We start from the raw sequence: 20019 nt of genomic DNA, 5'->3' as shown, positions 1-20019 counted from the left end.
GTCTCGTTCAGATACTGGTGTCGACGTCGATACGCACGTAGCCGATCGCGCGCGGGTCGGGCTCGACGTTGAAGGAAGTGGCCTGCGTCACGTTGTGCAGCGTCTGACCGCGGTCGTCCATCAGCGTCGCGTTCACAAAGTACTTGCCCCCTCCGAGCTGCGGACGACGCAGCTGGAACGCGAGGACACGTTCGCCGTTGATCGTAGGCACCGACATCTTGAGCCAGTCCGTGCCGGTCGCGAAGACTTTCTGGCCCAGAGCGTCGTCGATCTGAATGCGACAGATCGCCGACTCCAGTCCCTCCGCCGCGATTGTCAGAGAGATCTCGATGTCATCCCCCGAACGCGCGACCTGGACGCCGTCTTCGCGCTGGACCGTGGCGGACACCGCCGTGATGGCACCCTCCGGCCGACGGTCGAACGATCCGCTTGCGACCTTCTCGGCCACACGGCGCTCTTCGAGCAAGTCCCGGAACCGGGCGACGGCAGCGGTGGGATCGCCGTCGAAGACGACCCTCCCCTTTTCGAGCAGGACACAACGCTCACACAGCTCCGTGACCTGGTCGAGCGAGTGGCTCACGAGAATGATCGTGCGCCCCTGCTTCTGGAAGTCGCGGATGCGATCCATGCACTTGCGCTGGAACGCCTCATCCCCCACCGCAAGAACCTCGTCGACGAGAAGGACGTCCGGATCGGTGTGCACCGCGACCGCGAACGCCAGCCGCACGTACATGCCGGATGAGTAGAACTTCACCTGCGTGTCGATGAAGTCACCGATCGACGCGAAAGCGACGATGTCGTCGAACTGAGCCTCCGTCTCCTCGCGACTCAGCCCCAGAACCGCCGCGTTGAGAAAGACGTTCTCGCGACCCGTCAAGTCGGGATGGAACCCCGCGCCCAGCTCGAGCAATGCGGCAAGGCGCCCGCGCCGACGCATCGTGCCCTTGGTCGGTTCGAGGATGCCCCCGATGACCTTCAGGAGTGTGCTCTTTCCCGAGCCATTGTGGCCGATGAGCCCGATGGTCTCGCCGGCATTGATGTCGAGAGTGACGCCCTGCAGCGCCCAGAAGTCTTGACGGTGCCGGCGCCCGGCACGTCCGAGGGTGACGATGCGCTCCTTGATCGAGGAGTCTTTGCGGATGGTGAACCGCTTGTGCACATCGTCGATGCGCGCGACCACCGGGCGCGCGCGCGCCTCGTCCGACGACAGAACAGCAGAGTCGGGCATGTCACAGCTCCTGAGCGAAGTTACCCTGCAGACGCAGGAAGATGCGGTGACTGACGAACAACAGCACGATGCCCACCAGTATTGCGACGAGCATGCGGACCATGAGTCCCCCCGGCGTCTCCACCGCATCCCCGGCGACCCAGAACGCACGCTGGAAGCCGAGGACCGCCAGTGTGAGCGGGTTGTTCGTGTACACCTCGAGCAAGACGGGCGAGGTCACGAGCGACTTCACCATCTCCCACGAGTAGACGATCGGGCTGGCCCAGAAGAGGAGCATCGTGATCACCTCCACCAGGTACTGCGTGTCGCGCAGGTACACGTTCACAGCACTGCACAGCAACGCGAACGCGGTGCCGTAGACAACGATGAGCACCAGGGCCGGCACGAAGTAGACGATCTCCCAGTGCAGCGGCGGCTTGAGCACCAGGAAGGTCGCCCCGAGCAGCACGAGAAGCTGGATGCCGAAGTTGAAGAGGGCCGACCCCACGCTCGAGAGCGGGAAGACCTCTCTCGGCAGATACACCTTCTTCACCAACCCGCCGTTGCTGAGCACCGAACTCGTTCCGCCGACGACGATCTCCGTGAACAGGCCGATCACCGACAGGCCGGAGAAGATGTAGACCGCGAAGTCCGGGATGCTCTCGGCAGCACGCAGGAACTGCCCCATGACCACGAAGTAGACGGCCAACTGGACCAGAGGTCGCACCAAGGACCAGAAGAAGCCGAGAGCCGAGTCCTTGTACCGTGCCTTGAGATCGCGCCGCACCAGAAGACTGAGCATCTCGCGATGTGCGAAGACGTTGCGGATGGCGCTCCACCCTGATCCACCGCTGGCCGCCCCCACGGCATCGAACGGCAGTGCCGACAGCCGCCGATATCGCGACGCGGCTTGCTCGTTTGCAGACTCCATCATGCCAATTCTATGACGTGGGCCGTCGCGACCCGGGGACGAACGGTCGCGCCCAGAGCAACCGTGAGGCGTTCACAGGGGGACGACATCGGCGAGGCGCGGGTGCGCCCGGTCCTTGTCGGACAGCTCCGCCTCGGACAGCGGGATCGGCCACTCGATGGCGACTGTCTCATCGGCGAGGTTGAGAAACGAGTACTCGCCCACCTTGTCCGCGCTCCAGTGATCATTGACGAGGTAGGTGTAGGCGGTGTTCGGCTCGAGCGTCTGGTAGGAGTTCCCGACGCCGCGCGGAACGTAGATCGCGGTCGACGGGTCGAGCTCGGCTGTCACGACACGTCCGAAACTCTCCCCCGCACGCAGGTCCACCCAGGCACCGAAGACCGAGCCGAAGGCGATGGAGATGAACTTGTCCCATGGCTCGGCATGGATGCCGCGCGTGGTGCCGACCGCATCATTGAACGAGATGTTGTTCTGAACCGGGCCGAAATCGGGGAGCCCCAGTTCCATCATCTTCTCGCGCTGCCAGTTCTCCTTGAACCAGCCTCGATTATCGCCGTGTACCGGTAGATCAAACAGAACTACCCCGGGGATCGCGGTCTCATGCACTCGCAGGGCCTTGCCGTACTCCAGTGCCATCAGTTCTCCTTCGCAAATGGTGACGCGGCCATCAGCGCACGGATCGCTGCGGCATCCGCCCAGATGCCGGGCGAATCGTAAGGCCGATCGGGAAACGCACCGTACTCGAGCGAGATCGGCAGCCCGTTCTCGAGGATGAACCGCTCGACGCGGTCGGCGAGCGACTCGGGCACCCCCGAGCCCGTGTTCAGAACACCTGTCACGCCCGGCGCCGTCGCCGCGACCGCGATCTGCCGGCCCAGCTCAGCCACGTCGATGAAGTCGTAGAGGCTTTTCCCGGTCGTGAACGGGAATGTCGTCTGCCCGCCATCGGCCGCGTCCAGCAGCTTCGCGAAGATTGAGCTGTTGCGTCGGTCGTCGCCGAGGATGTAGTAGGCCCGCAACCACACATACTCGATCCGGTCCCCGATCGAGAGCAACGTCGAACGACGCAGCGCGTCCTTTGCGATCCCGTACAGAGTCACCGGGTTGGTCGGCACCTCCGCCGTGATCGCACCTTCCCAGTAGCCCACCTCGTGCATCGTCCCCAACGCCGCCACACGGCGCACGCCGAGATCGGCCAGGGTAGTCAGAAAGCGGTAGTGCGCGGACAGGTTGGCCATGTGCGAGGACGCGTTGTGCACGAACCCGTCCTGCCACGCCAGGTGCGCGACAGCAGCAACCTCGTCCACCGGCAGGATGGCCGTGAGATCGAACGAAGGGTCGAGCACATCGGCTTCCACGATCTCCGCACGAGGATCAATCTCGCCGTTTCGAGCCTGGCGTACGAGCGCGACGACGCGGTACCCGAGATCGGCGGCGGCGCTCACGACATGGCGTCCCACGTATCCGCCCGCGCCGGTGACAACCAGTGCCTGAGCCATCTTTACCCTTCGTGCCCGCTCGTGACGGGCAACCTCATGACGACCACGTCGCCAACGCAAATAGAGACTACTGAAACGCTCCTGAACGCGTCGTCAGCGACGACGGCACCGTTCCAGCTCGCCGTGCGAGGAAACCGCTTTACAGTTCAAGCGGATATCCGTACCGGCCGGCTCCCTCCCACTGGGCGGGGCTGATGTTGGTATAGACAGGGCTCGTGTCGCCGAAGTAGCGCCGAACAGCCCCGAGGACATTGACCGAATCAGTGTCGATGTCGGCCGTGAACCCGCACCAGTGCGCCGTGCACAGCTCGTGCTCTGCGGATCGGATCGCAACCGCGACGACGCCCTGATCGACATCCTCCCAGTCGCGTGACGAATTGATCACGGCGTAGCCCCGCTCGGCGGCCGCATGACGCACGATTGCCTCGACAGCCCGTCGCTTGGCGTGATCCAGCTCGCCGGAGCGCAGGAAGCCGTCGACATTCCACTGGAACATCGGCGTGCGGTGATCGACGATGCCCTGGTTGCGCCAGTCTGCGATCTCCTTGCCCGAGACAACGCCCGCAGCCAGGGTAGATCCGCGGCCCGCGTGATAGACGAAAGCACCTTGGGCGAGCAGATGGCTGTATCCAGCACTGTCCGCACGGGCGGACCAGTCCGATTCCTCGCCGTAGCCGCGCCCGAAGACCGGGTCCATGAGCCCGACGGTATCCAGCACAGCGACCGGCACCATCATGGCGAAAGATATCCCCGCGGGCACGCGGAGCGCCGACGCACCGAACTCTGCCGACAGTGCATCACCGATGCGGTCCACGACGTCCTGCGACTCGACGAACAGCTCGACGCCATTGGGTAACGAGTAAGGGTCGACGTTCGTGGACCATGCCGTGACCGACGCCGCATCGGTGGCCCGTGTCGCTACGTCGAAGAGAACCTTCACGGAGTCCTTCGAGTAGATGACGTCGGAGTTGGAGATGACCGCGTAGTCGTAGCCGAGCCGCTGGGCCGTCGCGAGTCCGAGGTTCACGTTTCGTGGGATGCCGAGGTTGCGAGGCGTGCGGTAGTACGTCGCGCCCGCGGACTGCGACAGCTCGGAGAGGTACTCGCTGAACCCGGGCTCCGGGCTCGCGTCGTCCAGAACGAGCACGTCGAGCTCGAAGCCCGGGTGCGCAAGCCGTGAAATCGACTCCAGCGTGCGCGCAGCGAACGCACGACCGTTGTAGAAGGTGACGGCGAGAAGAACGCGAGCAGGTTGCGTCTGACTCACTGCCCGGTCATCCGCTTCGCCCGACGCGCGAGAGCGTACAGAACGTGGTTCTTACGGAAGATGTACTCCAGACGCCTCCGCGGGTTCATCGAGCGCTTGAGCCTGACGATCTCGCTCTCCAGCGTCGCGATGCGCGCCTCACGCGCCACCATGGTCTTGGTCAGCTCGATCACCCGAAGATTTGCCGCTTCGACATCCCGGAGCGCCCGTTCGAGCGAAACCGCGTCAACGACCTCGGGCGACAGTTTCTGGGGTTCCCCCATGGCTTACAAACCTCTCGTACGTGTGAGTGGACCGCACCCTGCAGGTCCCTGCGGAACCAGGACTTCGGTCGGGCACTCTCGCAGGATTCGAGGCCCGCCGACGACCACCAATTCGCGACGGAAAGTGGCGCAGCGCGGCATCTGAACGTGCGCGAGTGCGCTCGTTAGGTTATCACCGAGCCTGCGGCCTCCCCTGACCGATGCCTCGGGAGATCACCCGCCGGCGGAAATCGTCCCGCCCTGGAACTGCTGCGACACGCTGTTGCCGGAGACCACGGCGGCCCCGATCGGAAGGCCGTATGCACCGTCCGCACCGCCGTTCGCGTTCCATCGGCCCACGATCGGCTCGGCGACGGCGCGCACGCCGGTCGACGGGGACCAGACGATGGCGCCTCGCTCGAAGCGCTGACCGCACCAGCGACCGTTGCAGGAGTCCGCCGCCAGCGGCAGACCCAGCGAACCGGTCGGTCCGCCCGACGCCAACCACTGATCGCGGTACTCGCCGTAGACCGCGACCACGCCGTTGGACGGCGAGCCGACAAGAATGCCACCGTCAAACGGCTGCGAGCAGGTCACCGCCGAGCACGTTGCCGCGGCGGTCGGAGCGCCCAGACGACCCGAGCCCGACCCCTGCGCCTGCCACGGAGCCAGGAACCAGTTCGACACTGTGATCATGCCGTACGTCGGCGTCCATGCGAGGACCCCCCGTTGGAACGACTGCGCGCAGTTCCGCCCGTTGCAGGAGTCCCCCGCCAGCGGCAGACCCAGCGAACCGGTCGGTCCGCCCGACGCCAACCACCGATCCCGGTACTCGCCGTAGACCGCGACCACGCCGTTGGACGGCGAGCCGACAAGAATGCCACCGTCAAACGGCTGCGAGCAGGTCACCGCCGAGCACGTTGCCTCCGCAATCGGGGAGCGCAGCTGACCCTGCTCGAATCCACGCGCGGCCCAGGCATCCAAGAACCACGACGTCGTGGCGATACTGCCGCGCGCAGGGGACACGTCGATGCGCGCACCCTGGAAACGTTGGAAGCAGGCGCCCGCAGTATCGCAGGAGGCCGGAGTGACGGGTCCGCCCACGGCGGACACCCCACCGATCGCGAAGAACTTCGTCGCGATGACTGCGGGCACGACCTCTGCGTGATCGCCGCCGGAGACGATCAGCCCCCCGTCGAACCGCTGCGTGCATCCGGCGCGGACGCAGACGGCGTCGGCTGACGGATAGCCGAGGGAGCTTCCCGCCATGCCCGCCGCGCTCCATGCGGCGAAGACGGCGCCCGTCACCGAGGTTGCCGCACTGCCGGAAAAGAGTGCTCCACGCGCGAACAGCTGGGCGCACTGATTGCCGGTGCAGACCTCGGGACCGCGCGCGCCGCCCAGGCTGAGGCCGCCGGCGGACAGCCACGTCGATGCGACATGGCTTCCGACGAGGTTGCCCCCCACCGCGTCGGCGGCGATGACCCCTCCGTCGAAGGATTGCGAACACGTGCCGTCCGTCGCACACACGACCACGCCGGTCGGCATCCCGGCGTTGCCGTCGACAAAGCCGATGTTGCGCCACATCGTTTCGATGACGGTCGGCACTCCGAACACGCCGCGACCGGGGAACCAGAAGATCGTGCCGCCGCGGAACGCCTGCTGACAATAGCGGCTGTTGATGCAGACAACATCTCCGGTGGGCGCGCCGAGTATCCCGTTCACGCCTCCGAGCGCCGCCCAGGTGTCCGCGTACGCGCCGCTGACGCGCTCCGCGGTCGGGTCGCCGAACCAGTCGGTGTAGAGCCGCCAGAAGTTTCGGTTGCCGTAGCTCGAGCAGAAGTCGCCCGTGCCGTAGAGGTTGTTCAACGCAGCTTGGTTGGGCGTGTACGGAGTGTAGATGTAAAGGGCGCGCGTCGCGTCGTTCTGGATGTACACCCGCTTCGTGCCACAGACCCGATTGTTATCGGGCGGCGTGGCCTGATAGAGGATGTTGTTCCAGCCAAGCTGGTATCCGAACGACCGGGGGTTCTTTATGTAGACCTGGAACTGCTTCGCGGCACCGTAAATCTGGTAGAAGAACCCCGCGAACTGCGGGTCACACGCGGCGCCGTCCGGGCACCCCTGTCCGAGAGCGGCACTGTAGTTGCGAGGAGTCGGCGAGCTGGCGGTGACCAGCCCCTGCTCCTTCTGGAGCATGACGAGGATGACCTTGGGGTTGATCCCGCACGCCTGCGCCACAGCCACCACGAGCTGCGCGGCGGTCATCGTGCCACCCGAGTAGGCATTGCAGTAGTTGTTCGCCGGCATCGCCGGCGTCGACTGCGCCACATAGTCCTTCAAGCAGGGCATGCCATTGCTGCCCGCGCATGACGAGAGCTTCGAGTTCAGGAAGGCTTGCGCGTCGCTGGCCGTCATGGACTGGGAATCGAAGAAGTTGCGGTCCGAGATCAGATAGCCATCCTGAAAACTACTCGCATCCGCCGCGACGGCCGCAGGTGCCGCGGGGGGAAGGATGACCGCCGACAAGGACGCGACGACCGCGACGACAACTCCGAGAATCGCTACGACGTAGCGAGGGTGGCGGCTCTGCCTTTTCACACTCACGGCTGCGTGACGGTGACGGGGTCGGACGACACCTGCGTCGCGGCGGAGCGATAGCTCAACACCAGGGTCCATGACCCCGCGGGGGCAGAGATCTCGATCAGGCCGCAGTTGACCGCTGCGGGAGTCGCCTGGGCGTCGATGGCTCCCGTGAGCACCCGGCCGTCGGTGGCGGTCGCCGTCAATGTGCACACGCCGTCGACCCCGCCGTCACCGGTGACGAGACCCGAGGCGTAGATGCTGGCTCCGTCGGCTCCCGAGCTGACGATCGTCACGCTAGCCGGTCCTGCCGGTGTGGGCTGCGGATCCGGGATCACCTGATCGGGAGACGAGGAAGAAGGAGTCGGCGTCCACGCAGAGGAAGCCGTCGGCGTCGGTTCAGCTGTCTTGGTCGGGGTGGGAGTCGGCACGGAGGACGCAGCGGCGCATCCGGCGAGGACGCCCACGAGCAAGCCCGCGCTCACTGCGACTGTCGCGACCCTCCGACGCGAGCGCCACACAGGGGCAGCGTTGGCAAACGAAGAGTCGTGTCCCATGATCACTCCACCAGTATCGGCGGACACACACCGATACGCACTCAGCGACACGATGTCGGGACCTTCGCACGCCCGCGCCGGCTGATCGCATGACGCTCGGTAGCCGCACGATCGGCCAGAGCGCCTTGTCATGCGCCGGCTTGAAGGCGCGGTAGCGTCGAGGCATGATGTCGGATGCCATGGCGGAGCTCGTACAGCAACGCTCGGAAGGGCAGTGGTGCCTCTTCGTCGACCGCGACGGCGTCATCAACCGGCGCATCATGGCTGGGTATGTCCTGGACTGGACCGGATTCGAGTTTCTTCCCGGCGCCCTGGACGCGCTCCGCTCGCTTGCGAGGTGGGCGCCGCGCATCGTTGTGGTGACGAATCAACAGGGCGTCGGCAAGGGCCTCATGACGACGGAGAAGCTCGAAGAGATCCATCAGCGGATGATCGACGCCGTCAGGCACGCGGGCGGGCGAATCGACGCCGTGCAGACCTGTCCGCATCTGGCGTCCGAGGGCTGCACGTGCCGTAAACCCTTGCCAGGGATGGCGATGGCGTATCTGAACGCGCACCCCGACGTCGACGGCTCATTGAGCATCATGATCGGTGACACCGATTCGGATGTCGAGATGGCTCGACGGTTGGGCGCCGCCACCGGCGGCTGCCTGGCCGTGCGCATCGACGACGTAGCGGACCCGCACGCGGACCTGACGTTCGCTGGGCTGGCCGAGTTTGCCGCCTTCGTCGACGTCGCGCGCACGTCTTACTCTGTCGAGTAGCCGAACCCGTCTTCGATCGCCTGCATGAGCGAGTGGATCACCACGAGCTCCGATTCCTGGATGCGGTCCGCCCAGCGACTCTCACCCAACGCGAACGACACGTCCGCCACCTCGGAGATCGCGGTTCGTGCGGGACCGGATGAGGCGACGACCGCCCCGCCGGCCGCCTTCATCGCCTCTGCGGCGCGCAGGACGTTGGCAGACTTCCCGCTCGTGCTCAACGCGAGCAGCACATCACCCGGACGCGCGAAGGCCTCAATGAACTTCGAGAACACGTATTCGTATCCGTAGTCGTTCGCCACGCATGTCAAATGGGAGGGGTCGGAGATCGCGATCGCCCGCAGCGGCGGACGGTTGGCGCGGAATCGCCCGGTCAGCTCCTCGGCGAAGTGCTGCGCATTGGTCATGGAACCGCCATTGCCACACGCAAAGAGAGTGCCCCCGCCCTTGAGGCTCGTGACCATCAGGCTGGACGCACGCTCGAATGCGAGCTCGAAGTTCTCGTCACTCGCGAGCGCGGTCATGCGGGCCGCGTTCTCGAGGAGATTGTCTGCGACAACACTCATGCCGTTCACCTTCCCGTTCGCGCCGCGTCACCCGCGGCGAACTTGCTGCCCCTGCGACAGCCTCGTCGTGGAGACGCCGTCGAGGAGGGATACGATATGCACCGTCCCACCCCATGCCTTGGCGTCGTCGCCGCCGACAACTTCGTCGGGGCGATAGTCAGAGCCCTTCACGATCACATCCGGCTGGATCGCTCGGATGAGCTCGCGCGGTGTGTCCTGCTCGAAAACGGTCACGAAGTCGACGTAGCGCACGGCATCGAGCACCGCCATCCGGTCCGCCTGGGGCTGCAGGGGCCGCGACGGGCCCTTCAGCCGCGAGGTGGAGGCGTCGGAGTTGACGCCGACGACCAGCACATCACCCAGGCCGCGCGCTTCCTTCAGCAGGCTGACGTGGCCCGCATGCAGCAGGTCGAAGACGCCGTTGGCGAAGACGACCCGTTTGCCGGCCGCCTTCTCGACCGCGACCAACTGCGAGAGCTCATCCCAGTCCTCGATCGTGCCGGGCCGGTCCTCGGGCGCAGACTCGACGAGCAGTTCGTTGAGCAGGTCGGCTGCCGTGACGACGGCCGTTCCGGGGCGCCCACACGCGATACCCGCCGCCATGTTGCCTACCTGCACCGCCTGAAGAATCGTCATCCCGCTCGCGAGACCGACGGCGATGCCTGCGATCATCGAATCGCCGGCGCCGGACACGTCGGAGACGAGTCGGGCGCGCGTCGGAATGCGAGTGCGGGAGTGCGCCTCGATCACTTCGACACCGATGGCCGACAGCGACACAGCGAGGGCGCCGATACCGTCGACGAGAAGCCGCCGCGCAATGACATCGAGACTCTCTTCATCGGGCGCCGTCGCCGCCAGACCCGCCATCTGCGAAGCCTCGGCGAAGTTGGGCTTGACCACCGCCGCGCCACGATACTTCGCGATGTCGTCCGACTTGGGATCCACGATCACCGGAACACTGTGTCGCTGGGCCACGTCGACGATGCGGGCCACGAGCTCGGCGTCGAGCATGCCCTTGGCGTAGTCGGAGATGACGACAGCGGTGGCTCGCGACCTTTCATCGAGGGCGGATGCGAGCGCCGCAATGACGTCGTCCGCACCGTCGCCGTCGAGGGCGGTCGTGTCTTCGCGGTCGAGTCGGACGATCTGCTGCTGACCCGCGACGACGCGGAGCTTCTCGATGGTCGGCGCGTCTCCTCTGCGAATACGCGCAGATACCACGCCCGCCTCCGCGAGGATGCGATCGAGCTCGCGACCGGAGGCGTCCGGCGCCCAGGAGGCGATCAGTGTCGTGTGCGCCCCCAACGCCGCGATGTTCACCGCGGCGTTGGCCGCGCCGCCTGCGACACTGCGATCCTGACGTACCTGGAGGACAGGGATCGGGGCTTCAGGGGAGATCCGGTTGACTGCCCCATCTACGTACCGGTCCAACATGGCGTCGCCGATCACGATGACCTGCGTGGTCTCGAATTCGAGGAGATGGCGCGGGGTGATCGATGACGAAGAGAGCATGGATGGTTCCAGATCTGGATTCGAGGAGGACCGAACGAGACTATCCGACTCAGCTCGCGGCGCCCTGAAGCAACCCCGTTATGGCCGCCGCCACGTCTGCCGGTCGCACCTGGCGTATGCAGTGCGGATGGTCGGCGACGCATTCCTCGGCGCAGCCGGCCGTCGGAGTGGCGGGTTGGAGCACGGCGCTGCGCGCGGACCACGGCCCGAATCGCTCGGGTGCGTTGTCGCTCCACGGCGAACCGCTCTCCGGATGGCACGTGACGACGACGACCGGGAGATCGATGGCGCTCGCGATGTGCTGGAGCCCGGAGTCATTGCCCAGGAAGACGTGCGATCGGGCGATGGCCGCGGCGCTCTCGCTGAGCGAGAGTCCGCCCGCGAGGTTGACGGCGGGAACGCCCCGCTCGCGCAGAAGCTCCGCGAGACGTACCGCGCGCTGAGCGTCGACCTCGCCGCCGAGGATCTGCACGGTGATCGAGCCGCTCTCGCCGAGCGCCGATACCGTCTCGTTCACGTCTTCGACGGGCCACTGGCGCTTGGCGTCGCGCGCACCGATTCCGACCGCGATGACCAGGCCCGGATCCGCGGGCAACGGCGCCATCTGCGCGACACGTCTCGCGTCGGCGTCGTCGAAGAGCTCGTAGCCGATCGCCTGCTCGTGATGCTCCGGCCAGGCGAGCCCCAGGCGTTGCGCAACACGACGCAGCTGATCCACGGTCAACAGAGGAACGTCGCCCCGCTCGATCTCGTCCGTGAGCAGCTGAGACTGGTCACCGAACCATACGGGCTCGCGATCGGGAACGGGCGCGAATCCCACGACCGAGCGCGCGCGCGAGGCGACCGCGAGGTACCGCACGGGAGTGTCGTCGAAGTCCCAGCGCGGCAGTACGGCGAGGTCGTAGCCCCGTAGGCGGAACCGTCTCAGCGCCTGTCGCGCGGTGAGGATCTGCCGCTTCGGCGCCGATCCTTCGGTGATCGGTGTCCACTCGATGACCCGGTCCACCGTCGATGCGGCGTGGAACATCGTCGCCGGCCCGGGCTTGACCACGAGGTGGATCACGGCTTTCGGCCACTGCAGACGCATCGCCGCCAGCAGCGCCAGGGTGGTGGCGGTGTCACCGATCTCGTCGCTGCGTAGTATGGCGACGCGACGCGGCGTCTTCGACGGGTCCCAGGGGCGCCTCCGCACGGAGCCGAACAGACGCCGGAACAGTCGCGGCGAGAGCGGGTCACGGTGGCGAATCGCGTTCGCCGTCCACACGATCCGTCGGAGCAGGTTACGTGGCCTCACCGATCGAGTCTATCGATCCCAGGGCTCACTGCCTCGGCCGCCGCGGCGAGCACGGCGGCACGGGCGTCGAACGAATGCTCCTGTCGGACAGATTCGCTGATCTCTTCGAGTCGCCGTCGGCCAGGGAAGATCGTGTCCGGATCGGCTCGGAGAAGCTCGACGAGGTGCTCCGCGTCGCGGTACGTCACCACCGCTCCCTGAAAGATCTCCTCGATGCCGTGGACCTGCTCCGAGATCACACGTCCGCCCACGGCGACAACATCGAAGGGGCGCATCGCGATGAAGCCTTCGCGGCGCATGGCCGGCCACTGGTCATTGAGCACGATCGAGGCGCGCTCGTACAGTGCGGGGAGCTCGTCATTGGCAACGGATTCTGCGGTGATGACGGATGCGGGTACGAACGGACGCCAGTCAGGGCCGTAGACCTTGACGTCGATGCCGGCGCGAACGGGCGCCACGACGCTGGGCCGCGGGATGCCTCGCGCCGTGCCCACGAAGACGATGTCGTCCCCGCGCGGCAGCCCGCGCGGGGTGAACTTGTCGGTGTCGGTGCACTCCAGCAACGGTTCGACCGGGATACCCCATCGTTGTTCGGCTCGAGCTGCCCACGGCACGGATGCGGCGAAGACACGATCGAACTGCTCCAGCTCGGCTCTCGTGATCTCGTCCGGATGGCTGATGATCCACTCGAGGTTCACTCCCGAGTCGGGTGGCTGGATGCGGTACGGGCCGCGCACGACGACGTTGACGTCGTCCAGGTAAGCGGTCTTCCTCCTGGCGGCGCCGAACGCGTCGACCACGACGATATGACCGGCCCGGCGCAGGGCGGCGGCGAGCCCCTGCGCGAAGTGGGTGTCGCCCCACACCTCGCCACGTCGGCCTGCTGGAGAGCAGATCTTGATCGCCCACCGTTGCTGTGAAGCGCCACGGCGACGCACCGCCAGCGTGGGCACGGCCGCGTCCTGATCGAGTCTCCATGTGCGCACCGAGAAACCCGCCTCCGACAGGATTCGCTCGATCCGATCGCGTTCATCGCGGCGCACAACCCGCCGCGCCCGATCGATACGACGGCGCCGGAAAGCATGTTCGGGCTCATCCAACACGGGAGCGACGGTCGGCAGCGCGATGCACCGTGGCATACCGTCCCAGACGATGTCGGAGAGGTCGTCCGCTCGCGCGGCGTCGAAGGCTGCTCGCGCGGCCGGTCGCGGCATGATGAACGAGCGCCCCAAGGGTCGAGGGACCTCGACCTGGTCTCCGAGACGCATCACGTCCTCGTGGGGATGGTCGCCGAGCACGATGCACTCGCCGCCGACGGCGCCCACCCATCCGATACCCACGCCGCACGATGTGCCGTTCGCTTCGCGATGCGCGGGGACGACACAGACTCCTGCCCCCGCGTGGCCGACGAGCTCGTCGAACTCCTGGTCGCTCACTACTGCACGTGCGTCGAGAGCCGCCACGAGGGGCGCCGCACCCGCCTCGACCGCGTCGGCGACGACCTGGGACCAGATCGCGTCCGACGGGTACGAACGCAACCGGATGCCCGGCTGCATGCGAGCGAGCAGAGCCGCTGTCAGCCACTGGGAGGCATCGACGTCGACGAGCGCGATGGTGGCGGTCACTCGCGCGTCGGCGACGAGATCCGACACCTGTTGCAGCTTGCGCGCATACCCTCGATCCCTGCGTTGCACGACGCGGACCAGGTCGACCTCGCTCTGCGCGCAGGCGGTCGGACTCACGAAAGGCCGACCCCGGCGCCACTGACGCACCGCATCGATCGCCTCGGTGCGCAGCTCAACGACGGTGAACTGCCGAGAAGCTCCCGGCGCCGCGAGCAGGATGCGAGCATCCTGCCGCCGCCAGACATCCTCGAGGGCCGCCGGCTGATCGCCCGTTCCCTCGCGGGCAAACGCCACCGCATCCCACAGCGGATGCACCTGCACGGTCACGCGGTCGCTCAAGAGGTACGCATACAGCGCCGGCACGCGGAATACTTCCGGCAGCGTTCCGCCGGCGTGGATCTCGTCGAACAGCGGATTCAGACTCAGACCCCGACGAAAACCCACGCTGACGTAATGCACGATCGCCGCATCCCTTGGGAGAGCGCGCACACCGAGCTGAGCAGCGTAGAAGGCGGGATCGACGAGGTGCGAACGCCGAATGACACGCCACCACCACAACCTGTCGCCGGCCCGGACGATGGGGCCGAGCACCGGCACCTCCCGAAGCGCCCGCACGATGCGACGCAGCCCCTGCACAGACACCCTCAACGTCCCGCGTGCCCGCGGCGCAGCCGGCGCAGCCGCCGCCATAGCGGATGGCGGTCGTAGATCGCCGTGACGATCTCTTCCCGTTGACGTGCGAGTTGAGCCTCCAGCTCCCGCGCGAACTCCTCACGAAGACGCCGCTCCATCGCAGCGAGATACAGCGGAACCCCGGCCCCGTTCTTCGCCACCCACGCCCGCAGCGCCGCATCCCGGACGGCAGCATCGTCGCGCTCGTGCGCACCGGCCAACTCGAACATGCTGTTGGCCTCGGCACCGACCGTGTCCGGCCGCTGGGTCCAGAACGCGAGCGGCTCACCGGCCAGGAACCCGACGGAATGCACTGCCGTCACCCGCAGATAGAACTCCCAGTCCTCGACCGTCTCGAGCGATTCGTCGTAGTACCCCAGCTCGTCGTGCAGCGAGCGCCGGTACAGGAACGAGATCGGGACGGCGCGGTTCACCTCGAGAAGGCTCGAGAAGGTCACGGCGGTCATCCCGCGCCAGAACGGTTCCCGCCCGTACTCCACCCAGCGTGCGCCGTCGCGGCGTTCGTAGACGATCTCCGTCGCCGTCATCACCCCCGCATCCGCCGGATGCGCATCGAGGTACTCGACCGTCCGCGCGAGGAACGTCGGGGCCCAGCGATCGTCGTCGTCGTGAAGGATCACGAACTCGGCCTCCGTGCTGCGCAGACCGAGATTGGCCGCCGCGCACCGCCCGCCGGGAGCTGCGGTCTCCGCCACCCGCACCCGCCCGGCCACGGAAGACGCGGCCACGGTGTCGGCGACCGGTGCGGCAGCGCCCCGGTCGTTCACCACCACGATCTCGGCGTCCTGATATGTCTGCGCCGCGACGTCTGCGAGCGCACGGGCGAGGAACTCGGGACGGTCCTTCGTGCGGACGATGACGGCGACGCGCGGGTTCACGACATCAGCCTATCGACCGGCGCTACAGCTCCGAATGCAGGGCCCAGACGCGCTCGGCGTGGTCGCGCCAGGAGAAGGCACGACCACGATCGGCGGCGCGCACCGCGTACCGCTTTCTGCTCTCCTCTGAGGCGAGCACCTGCCCGAGCGCGTCCGAGAAGGATTCGACCGGGGCGATCAGCGCACCGTCGAGGAGCACCTCCTCGTGAACGTCCGAGGCCATCGCCACGAGAGGCACGCCGAGCGTCAGCGCCTCGACCGCTCGCCACGGGAAGGCGCTGAGCGCCGAGGGCGCGATCACCGCCGTCGCGACGTCGAACACGGACGCCCGGTCGGGCGCGTCGAGGTGCGTGTGCACGCGGACGCGCTCGGCTGCGAGCCCGGCGGCTGCGGCGAGGTCGAGAACCCGCTGCTCCGACCCGGGAAGCGCGTCCATCACCACGACACCTTGATCGCAGCCGTGCGAGCCGATCGCAGAGAACGCGGTAGCGAAGGCGGCGTCGTCGCACCGGGACCCGGCGACGACGATGACCTCCTCCCCGACGCCGAGTTCACGGCGCCGGCCGACCGCATCCGAGGGCACGGTGAACCCGCGGGGCGCCGCCCCCGGGATGACCCGCACACGTCCCGCCAGCCGCGGCGCAATCTCGGCGAGCTTGGCGGCGAGTGCATGGGTGGGAACGACGACGGCGTCTGCGAACTTCTCTGCGCGGCGCAGCAGCGCACGCTGGGAGGCGACGGCGGCGCGGGGAAGATCGCCGGGGATCTCCCAGGCGCACAGCTCCCACAGCGTCACGACGGTCTGGTCGTTGTCGTTGACGCGATCGTGGCGCACCAACGGCGCGAGCAGACCCGGCGCATGGATGAGCCCTCCGCCGATCCCCGGTGTGATGCCGAGCTGCCACGACGCGCTCAATGCGGGTCGCGCCAGAGGCGCGCGCCAGACGTCTGCCAGTCCGGCGATCTCGGCCGCAGCGCTCTCCGCGCCGGCCGGCACGATCGCGCCGACCGCGCATCCGCGCGGCGCGGTCGCCACGAGAGCGGCAGCGATCTCGCGCGCGGCCTCGGCGGCGTCCGGATCGACGACATCGATCAGCTGATCGAGCACGAGGCGGAGCGTGACGGTCATCCTTCGAGACTACCCATCCGTTCACGCCCGCTTCTGGGAGGACGCCGCGTCGGTACGCTGTCAGCCCTCCCGAGTCGGGGAGGGCGTCGGCGGATACAGGGCTTGCTGCACGAGCTGATGCACCTTGTCGTAGTCGGGATGGCGATCGTCGATACCGCCCTGAGGCGTCAGCTCGATCGAGGTAACGGGTTGTTCCTTCGCCTTAATGGCGAGCTCCACGAAGTACCCGAGCATGGTCTGCGGGATGTCCGTCTTGACGAGGTGCGTGCCCGCTGCGGCGACGTCCTGGAACCGGCTGAGCACGTTGCCCGGCGTGAACTGCGCGAGGATCGCCTCCTGCAGCTGACGCTGGCGCAGCATCCGGTCCCAGTCGTTCGTCGTGTAGCGCGAACGGGCGTACCACTGGGCGGTGTCGCCATCCATGTGCTGCTCGCCGGGCTCGATCCACCCGATCGCCCACTCCTCGGCACTCTGACCCTCGTAGGCGGGCCCGCCGCCCTTGGGCAGTCGCTCGCTGACGGTGATGTCGATACCGCCCAGCGCATCGATCAGAGCGGCGAAACCATCCATGTCGATGAACGCGTAGAAGGGGATCTGGATGCCGAGGATGCCCTCGGCGGCGTCCTTCGTCGCCTCGACCCCCGGCTCGGAGCCGTTGGCGACCGCATCCGGATAGATCGAGTCGCCGTCCTGGCAGACCTCGACCTCCGTACGCAGCTGGTTGATACCGCTGCCCCACCCGCAGGTGGCGCTGGGGTGCGATTCGTGGCCGTTGGGGTACTTGTCCTGCATCGGCCCGGGAGCGAACGGGAAGTTCGGCATGTCGCGCGGGATTCCGAAGATCGTCGTCGCGCCGGTCTCCGCATTGATCGAGACGACCGAGATGCTATCGAAACGCATGGAGTCGCGGCCTTCCCCGCTGTCGGCACCGAGCAGGAGGATGTTGTAGTACCCGTCGACGGGTTCCACGGCGGGCCCGGTCTGCGTGAAGACGGCGCCGAGCGCGTCGCGTGCGGCACCGACCGAGTTCGACGCCCAGACCGCTCCCGAGCTCGCGAGCACGAGCGCCCCGATGGCGACGATCGAGGTTGCAATTCGCGCCCAGGGCTGGACTTTCACGAGTCGGACCAGACGGAGCGTGTCGATGGTCAGGATGATCCACAGCCCCGCGTAGAGGAACAGGATCCCCTGCACGATCAGCATGGGCACAGGGCGCAGCAGAGCGAGCCACCCTGGAACCCAGGCACCCGTGGCCAGATCGACGAAGGTACCGACATCGACCAGCGCGATCGCCGCGCAGATGACGGCGAGCGCCCACAGCAGCAGCGTGGCGCCGAGGCCGAACCGTCCGAGCCGACGGTTGCCCGCCAGCACCTGAGCGGAGCCCGGCACCAGGAAGTTCAGCACCACGAGCCACCACGCGCGACGCGTCATCACGGCGCGCGACGAGCTGTCTGGGTAGCGGAGCGGGTACGGGTTCACCACCGGCGGAGCCGCCTGCCGTCGCCCGGGGCGAGGCGGGCTCACCGCACTCACAACGAATCCTTCAGCCGCTGGTTCTTCTGCTCGACGATCCGCTCGAGCTCACGTGCGTACGCCTCCACGCGCTCGGCGATGCCCTCGTCCGATGCGCCCAGGATCCGCGCCGCGAGGAGTCCGGCGTTGCGCGCCCCGCCGATGGAGACGGTCGCGACGGGGATCCCCGCCGGCATCTGGACGATGCTGAGCAGCGAGTCCAGTCCGTCCAACGTCGCGAGCGGAACCGGGACACCCACGACGGGCAGCGCGGTGACGGAGGCGAGCATCCCGGGCAGGTGCGCTGCGCCGCCGGCACCGGCGATGATCACCCGCAGCCCGCGCGAGCGTGCCTCGACGCCGTAGCGGTGCAGCTTCTGCGGCGTGCGGTGCGCCGAGACGACCTCGACCTCGTGCGGGATCTCGAACTCGGTGAGAGCGGCCGAAGCCTCGCTCATCACACGCCAATCCGAGTCGGAGCCCATGACGACGCCGACCAGGGGCGCCTCGGAAGAATGCAGCGGCCGGGTCACCCGTCAAGGCTAGGCGGCGTCACTGGAAGATCACCGCAACGGCGCGCGAGGTCGGACCCGTCAGTCCAGGAAGTGCGCGGCGGCGGCCCGCGCCTCGTAGACCACGTCGTCGAGGTCGTCGCCGGCGACGTTCACGTGCCCGACCTTGCGCCCCGGGCGGGGTGCCTTGCCGTACGTGTGCACCTTCGCAGCCGGATGCGCGGACATGGCGGCGTCGAAGCGGTCCTCGAGCGTCCCCTCGGCGGGCCCGCCCAGGATGTTGATCATCACCGACCACGGCGCACGCACGCGTGCAGCGCCCAGCGGCAGATCGAGCACGGCACGCAGATGCTGCTCGAACTGGCTCGTGACGGCACCGTCCTGGCTCCAATGACCGCTGTTGTGCGGGCGCATCGCGAGCTCGTTGACGAGCAGTCGCTCATCCGTGGTCTCGAAGAGCTCCACCGCGAGCATGCCGGTGACACCGAGGCCCTCCGCGATCGCGAGGCCGATGCGCTCGGCCTCCGCGGACAGTCGGCCCTGCGCACCGGGCGCGGGTGCCACGACCTCGGCGCAGACGCCGTCGCGCTGAACGGTCTCGACCACCGGGTACGCGACGATCTCGCCGGAGGGCCGCCGCGCGACCTGCTGCGCGAGCTCGCGGCGGAAGTCGACGAGCTCCTCGACCAGGAGGGCTCCGCCACGGGCGTCTTCTGCCAGGGCGGTGAACCAGTCCTGCGCCTCGGTCGCCGCCGACACCACACGCACGCCCTTGCCGTCGTAGCCGCCGCGCGGCGTCTTCACGACCGCACGATGACCGTGGTCGTCGAGGAACTCCTGCAGCTGGTCGGCATTCTCCACGCGCGCCCAGTCAGGCTGGGGCATGCCGAGCTGCGCCAGTCGCTCGCGCATCTCGAGCTTGTCCTGGGCGAACCGCAGCGCATCGGGACCAGGATGCACGGCGACGCCGTCGGCGACGAGAGCGCGCAGCACGTCCTGCGGCACGTGCTCGTGATCGAAGGTCAGCACATCCACATCGCGGGCGAAGGCGCGCACCGTCTCCAGGTCGCGGTAGTCGCCCACCGCCGTCGCGGCGAGCGCCGCGCTCATCCCCTCGGACTCGGCCAGCACCCGGATCTCGAGTCCGAGCTCCGCCGCCGGAGCGATCATCATCCGGGCGAGCTGTCCGCCGCCCACGACTCCCACGCGCACCGCCATGATTCCCCTTCCGGACGCTGACCATTC

Annotated in this window: 17 protein-coding genes and 1 pseudogene; 1 reads left to right on the top strand and 17 read right to left on the bottom strand. The window is 67.4% G+C overall.

Annotated elements, in window-relative coordinates:
- Nucleotides 1-7: 7 nt before the first annotated feature.
- The 8 genes and pseudogenes from KYX17_RS10885 to KYX17_RS10850 all read right to left on the bottom strand — a co-directional run bounded on the left by KYX17_RS10885 (nt 8) and on the right by KYX17_RS10850 (nt 8025).
- On the bottom strand, nt 8-1228 hold the full coding sequence (locus KYX17_RS10885) for an ABC transporter ATP-binding protein (protein WP_243226996.1): 1221 nt from the start codon (nt 1226-1228) through the stop codon (nt 8-10).
- A gap of 1 nt (nt 1229) precedes the next feature.
- Nucleotides 1230-2138 carry an ABC transporter permease gene (locus KYX17_RS10880; protein ID WP_243226995.1) on the bottom strand — a complete coding sequence of 303 codons (909 nt, stop codon included), beginning with the start codon at nt 2136-2138 and terminating at the stop codon, nt 1230-1232.
- Nucleotides 2139-2213: 75 nt separating this feature from the next.
- Nucleotides 2214-2774, bottom strand: a pseudogene (locus KYX17_RS10875) (dTDP-4-dehydrorhamnose 3,5-epimerase family protein); the annotation flags it as partial.
- On the bottom strand, nt 2774-3637 hold the full coding sequence (locus tag KYX17_RS10870) for an NAD(P)-dependent oxidoreductase (RefSeq protein WP_249223549.1): 864 nt from the start codon (nt 3635-3637) through the stop codon (nt 2774-2776). The gene KYX17_RS10870 and the pseudogene KYX17_RS10875, both read right to left, overlap by 1 nt.
- 139 nt (nt 3638-3776) lie before the next feature.
- On the bottom strand, nt 3777-4904 hold the full coding sequence (locus KYX17_RS10865; RefSeq protein WP_243226993.1) for a glycosyltransferase family 2 protein: 1128 nt from the start codon (nt 4902-4904) through the stop codon (nt 3777-3779).
- Complete coding sequence (locus KYX17_RS10860) at nt 4901-5077, bottom strand: hypothetical protein (protein ID WP_243226992.1); 177 nt, start codon at nt 5075-5077, stop codon at nt 4901-4903. Before KYX17_RS10860 ends, KYX17_RS10865 begins: the two co-directional genes overlap by 4 nt.
- 303 nt (nt 5078-5380) lie before the next feature.
- The gene (locus KYX17_RS32280) at nt 5381-7753 is read right to left on the bottom strand and encodes a hypothetical protein (protein ID WP_243226991.1); all 2373 of its coding nucleotides are present in this window, start codon (nt 7751-7753) and stop codon (nt 5381-5383) included.
- Nucleotides 7750-8025 carry a hypothetical protein gene (locus KYX17_RS10850; RefSeq protein ID WP_243226990.1) on the bottom strand — a complete coding sequence of 92 codons (276 nt, stop codon included), beginning with the start codon at nt 8023-8025 and terminating at the stop codon, nt 7750-7752. Before KYX17_RS10850 ends, KYX17_RS32280 begins: the two co-directional genes overlap by 4 nt.
- A gap of 425 nt (nt 8026-8450) precedes the next feature.
- Between KYX17_RS10850 and KYX17_RS10845 the strand changes: the two genes are divergently transcribed.
- Entirely contained in the window at nt 8451-9050 is a 600-nt protein-coding gene (locus KYX17_RS10845; RefSeq protein WP_243226989.1) for an HAD-IIIA family hydrolase, read from the top strand.
- Here the strand turns inward: KYX17_RS10845 and KYX17_RS10840 are convergent.
- The 9 genes from KYX17_RS10840 to KYX17_RS10800 form a co-directional block, all read right to left on the bottom strand.
- Nucleotides 9035-9616 (bottom strand): SIS domain-containing protein, encoded by a 582-nt coding sequence (locus KYX17_RS10840; RefSeq protein WP_243226988.1) that lies wholly within the window; start codon nt 9614-9616, stop codon nt 9035-9037. The genes KYX17_RS10845 and KYX17_RS10840 overlap by 16 nt on opposite strands.
- 27 nt (nt 9617-9643) lie before the next feature.
- The gene (rfaE2, locus tag KYX17_RS10835; protein WP_243226987.1) at nt 9644-11065 is read right to left on the bottom strand and encodes a D-glycero-beta-D-manno-heptose 1-phosphate adenylyltransferase; all 1422 of its coding nucleotides are present in this window, start codon (nt 11063-11065) and stop codon (nt 9644-9646) included.
- Nucleotides 11066-11177: 112 nt separating this feature from the next.
- Nucleotides 11178-12422 carry a glycosyltransferase family 9 protein gene (locus KYX17_RS32025; RefSeq protein ID WP_243226986.1) on the bottom strand — a complete coding sequence of 415 codons (1245 nt, stop codon included), beginning with the start codon at nt 12420-12422 and terminating at the stop codon, nt 11178-11180.
- Nucleotides 12419-14689, bottom strand: a complete 2271-nt coding sequence (locus KYX17_RS10825; protein WP_243226985.1) for a glycosyltransferase — start codon at nt 14687-14689, stop codon at nt 12419-12421. Before KYX17_RS10825 ends, KYX17_RS32025 begins: the two co-directional genes overlap by 4 nt.
- Nucleotides 14690-14691: 2 nt before the next feature.
- The gene (locus KYX17_RS10820; RefSeq protein WP_243226984.1) at nt 14692-15618 is read right to left on the bottom strand and encodes a glycosyltransferase family A protein; all 927 of its coding nucleotides are present in this window, start codon (nt 15616-15618) and stop codon (nt 14692-14694) included.
- Between the two features lie 22 nt (nt 15619-15640).
- Entirely contained in the window at nt 15641-16747 is a 1107-nt protein-coding gene (locus KYX17_RS10815; RefSeq protein ID WP_243226983.1) for a glycosyltransferase, read from the bottom strand.
- Between the two features lie 60 nt (nt 16748-16807).
- Complete coding sequence (locus tag KYX17_RS10810; RefSeq protein WP_243226982.1) at nt 16808-18283, bottom strand: LCP family protein; 1476 nt, start codon at nt 18281-18283, stop codon at nt 16808-16810.
- Nucleotides 18280-18747, bottom strand: coding sequence for a 5-(carboxyamino)imidazole ribonucleotide mutase (gene purE, locus KYX17_RS10805; protein ID WP_243227294.1), 468 nt, complete (start codon nt 18745-18747; stop codon nt 18280-18282). Before purE ends, KYX17_RS10810 begins: the two co-directional genes overlap by 4 nt.
- 108 nt (nt 18748-18855) lie before the next feature.
- Nucleotides 18856-19992: a 5-(carboxyamino)imidazole ribonucleotide synthase gene (locus KYX17_RS10800; RefSeq protein ID WP_243226981.1), complete on the bottom strand. Its 1137-nt coding sequence runs from the start codon at nt 19990-19992 to the stop codon at nt 18856-18858.
- Nucleotides 19993-20019: the final 27 nt, after the last annotated feature.

The sequence above is a fragment of the Microbacterium sp. CIAB417 genome (assembly GCF_022788845.1).
Note: the sequence above shows the minus strand (reverse complement) of the source record. Positions and strands in the feature narration are given on the sequence as shown.